This window comes from Streptomyces sp. B1866 (assembly GCF_031932565.1).
Classification (GTDB): domain Bacteria; phylum Actinomycetota; class Actinomycetes; order Streptomycetales; family Streptomycetaceae; genus Streptomyces.
In genome coordinates, this window is sequence record NZ_JAVSCF010000385.1 from 1 (window position 1) to 4,091 (window position 4,091).

The 4,091-nt window shown below is 75.9% G+C and carries 2 protein-coding genes; both read left to right on the plus strand.

From position 1 onward, the window contains the following. Positions 1-1,933: glycosyl hydrolase family 65 protein (locus RKE29_RS28395; RefSeq protein ID WP_312008559.1), on the plus strand; the 1,933-nt coding region annotated here is incomplete at its 5' end. Positions 1,934-2,246: 313 nt separating this feature from the next. After that, a partial coding sequence (locus tag RKE29_RS28400; RefSeq protein ID WP_312008561.1) for an ABC transporter ATP-binding protein occupies positions 2,247-4,091 on the plus strand: 1,845 nt, incomplete at its 3' end.

Below are 4,091 nucleotides of genomic sequence, written 5' to 3' on the forward strand. Positions count from 1 at the left end.
CGGCGACGGCCCCGCGCGGGCCGACGGGCCCGCGGGCCTCACCGCCCGGCAGTCCGTCTCCTTCCCGGTCGCGCGCGGCCGCACGTACGAGACCGCCAAGTACGTGGGCGTCGACACCGCGCTCACCTCCCGCGCGCCCGGCGCCGCCGCCGAGGCCGCCTCCCGGCGCGCCGCCGCCCGCGGCTGGCCCGCGCTGTTCGCCGCGCACACCGCCGCCTGGGCGCGGCTGTGGCGCGCGGACGTGGAGGTCCCCGGGCGGGCCGACCTCCAGGCGTGGGTGCGCTCCGCCGAGTACGGGCTGCTGTCGGCCACCCGGGACGGCGCGCGGGACAGCGTTCCGCCCACCGGCCTGACAAGCGACGACTACGGCGGGCTCGTCTTCTGGGACGCCGACGCCTGGGTGTACCCCGGCCTGCTGGCCGGCCACCCCGGCCTGGCCCGGTCCGTCGTCGAATACCGGTACCGCACCCGCGCGGGCGCGCGGGCGAACGCTCGCTCGCTCGGCTACCCCGGCCTGTTCTACCCCTGGACCAGCGGCAGCCGCGGCGACCTGCGGACCGAATGCCACAGCTGGGACCCGCCGCACTGCCGCACCCAGAACCACCTCCAGTCCGACATCGCCCTCGCCGTCTGGCAGTACTACCTCGCCACCGGCGACACCGGATGGCTGCGCACGCGCGGGTGGCCGGTGCTGAAGGGCATCGCCGAGTTCTGGGCCGGCCGCGTCACCCGCAACGCCGACGGCAGCTACTCCGTCAACGACGTGGCCGGCCCCGACGAGTACAGCAACGGCGTCGACGACGGCGTGTTCACCAACGCGAGCGCCGCCACCGCCCTGCGCGCCGCCACCCGCGCCGCCCGCCTCCTCGGCGAGACCGCCCCCGCCTCCTGGACCCGGATCGCCGGCCGGCTGCGCATCCCCTACGACGCCGAGCACCAGGTCTACCGGCAGTACGACGGCTACCGGGGCTCGCAGATCAAGCAGGCCGACGCCGTCCTGCTGCTCTACCCGCTGGAGTGGTCCATGGCCCGCCGGACGGCCGCGCGCACGCTGGACCACTACGCCGCGCGGACCGACCCGGACGGCCCCGCCATGACCGACTCGGTGCACGCCATCGACGCCGCCGCCCTCGGCGAGCCCGGCTGCGCGGCGTACACCTACCTGATGCGCTCCGTCAGGCCGTTCGTCCGCGGTCCCTTCGCCCTCTTCTCCGAGGCGCGCGGCGCGAAGGCCGGGGCGGGCGACCCGCTGTCGGGCTCCCCGGCCCAGGACTTCGTCACCGGCAAGGGCGGCTTCCTCCAGGTGTTCACCCACGGCCTGACCGGAATGCGGGCGCGCGAGGACCGGGTGCGGCTCGACCCGGTGCTGCCGCCGCAGCTCGGCCGAGGCGTCACCGTTCGGGGACTGCGCTGGCACGGCCGCGCGTACGACGTCGCCATCGGGCCCCACGAGACCACCGTGCGGCTCACCTCGGGCGCGCCCTTCACGGTCGACACCCCGCAGGGCGCGCGGGTCGTCAGCCGGGGTGCTCCCGCGGTGCTCAAGACCCGCCGCCCGGACCTCGAACCCACCGGCAACCTCGCCCGCTGCCGGACGGCCACCGCCGACTCCGAGGAGGCCGGGCTGTACGCGGGCGCGGCGCTGGACGGCAGCACCGCCACCGCGTGGGTCCCCGACCGCGCCCGCGGCACGCTGACCGCCGACCTCGGCCGTCCGCGGCAGGTGGCGAAGGTCGTCCCGGAGTGGACCGCTGTCCGCCCGGGCTCCTACCGGGTGCGGATCTCGGCCGACGGCAGGCACTGGCGCGACGGCGGCACGGGCCTGGCCCGGTACGTCCGCGTCACCCTCCGCTCGGCGGACGACCGAGCCCGCGCGGGCATCGCGGAGCTGACCGTGACGGGCGCGCGGGCGGCGGACTCGGCCGGGCGCTGACGGGCGCCGCGCGCGACGGCGAGCCCCCGGAGCGGCCTTCGCGGCGGCGTCGCGCGGACGGCGGTTCGCCGGGGCGCCGGCCCGCGCGTGCAGCGCATGGCGACCCGCGGGGCGGCACCGGCGGCCGCGCGTGGCGCGCCCGGGCCGGGGAACCTTGCGTTCACCCCGCGCCGCGGCCTAGGACCGCGGTCGCCACCCGCCTGCGACCTTGGACCCAGGTTTGTTGCAGCAGGATGAAAACCGCACGCCAGCGCGTTGCAGCCGGGCGGAAGGCTCAGCGGAGCCTCGGGCCGGGAGGTAACGGGTGGCGGAGATGAGACAAGGCTGGGCGCGCAGACTGGCCGGTTACTGCTGGCGGTACCGCCGCGACGTGCTCCTCGCCCTCGGCGCCTCGCTCGCCGGCATGGCCGTCACCGCCCTCGTCCCGCTCGTCACGAAGCTGATCATCGACGGTGTGGTCGTCTCCCGCGAACGGTCCCTCGCACCCTGGGCCACCGTGCTGGTCGCCGCCGCCCTCGTCGTGTACGGGTTCACCTATCTGCGGCGCTTCTACGGCGGGCGGCTCGCGCTGGACGTCCAGCACGACCTGCGCACCGAGATGTACCGGGCGATCACCCGGCTGGACGGCAGACGGCAGGACGAGCTGAGCACCGGCCAGGTGGTGGGCCGGGCGACCAGCGACCTCCAGCTCATACAGAGCCTGCTGTTCATGCTGCCGATGATGATCGGCAACGTCCTGCTGTTCGTCATCTCACTGGCCGTGATGGCGGTGCTCTCGCCGCTGCTGACGGTCATCGCCCTGGCCGTCGCGCCCGCGGTGTGGATCCTGGCGTCCCGCAGCCGCACCCGCCTGTTTCCCGCCACCTGGTACGCGCAGAGCCAGGCGGCGGCGGTGGCCGGCGTGGTCGACGGCGCCGTGACCGGCGTGCGCGTCGTCAAGGGCTTCGGACAGGAGGAGCAGGAGACCGCCAAGCTCCGCGAGGCCGGCCGCCGCCTGTTCGCCGCGCGGCTGCGCACGGTCCGGATGAACGCCCGCTACACCCCCGCCCTCCAGGCCGTGCCCGCCCTCGGGCAGGTCGCCATGCTGGCGCTCGGCGGCTGGATGGCCACCCGGGGCGAGGTGACCCTGGGCACGTTCGTCGCCTTCTCGACGTACCTCGCGCAGCTGGTCGGACCGGTCCGCATGCTCACCATGGTGCTGACGATCGGGCAGCAGGCGCGCGCGGGCGCGGAGCGCGTCTTCGAGCTGATCGACACCGAGCCCACCATCGCCGAGCGCCCGGACGCGCGGGACCTGCCGGACGACGCGCCCGCGACGGTCGAGTTCGACCGCGTCACCTTCGGCTACGGCACGGGCCGCCCGGTCCTGGCCGGGGTGTCGCTGCGGGTCGAACCCGGCGAGACGGTCGCCGTCGTCGGTGCCTCCGGCAGCGGCAAGTCGACGCTCTCGCTGCTGCTGCCCCGCTTCTACGACGTGACCGCAGGCGCGGTGCGCATCGGCGGCCACGATGTGCGGGACCTGACTTTCGACTCGCTGCGGGCCGCCATCGGACTCGTGCCCGAGGACAGCTTCCTCTTCTCCGACACCGTCCGCGCAAACATCGCGTACGGGCGTCCCGACGCGTCCGAGGAGCAGGTGCGCGCCGCCGCGCGCGCCGCGCGCGCCGACGACTTCATCCGCGCGCTCCCCAGCGGCTACGACACGGTGGTCGGCGAGCGGGGCATGACCCTCTCCGGAGGCCAGCGCCAGCGGGTCGCCCTCGCGCGCGCGATCCTGGCCGACCCGCGCCTGCTCGTCCTGGACGACGCCACTTCGGCGGTGGACGCGCGCGTGGAGCACGAGATCCACGAGGCGCTGCGCGGGATCATGGAGGGGCGTACGACCCTGCTGATCGCCCACCGCCTGTCCACCCTCGCCCTCGCCGACCGCGTCGCCGTGCTCGACGGCGGACGGCTGGTGGACGTCGGCACGCACGACGAACTGAGCCGGCGGTGCGCCCTGTACCGCAGGCTGCTGACGGACCCGGACGAGTTGGGCGGCGTCGAGCGGGACCCGGCGGGCCGCGCGGCCGCCGCCCGGGCCGACGGCCGCGCGCCGCGCGCGCGGGAGGCCCTGGCCGACGGTTTCGGCGGCGAAGGGGCGGCCACCGGGCTGGCC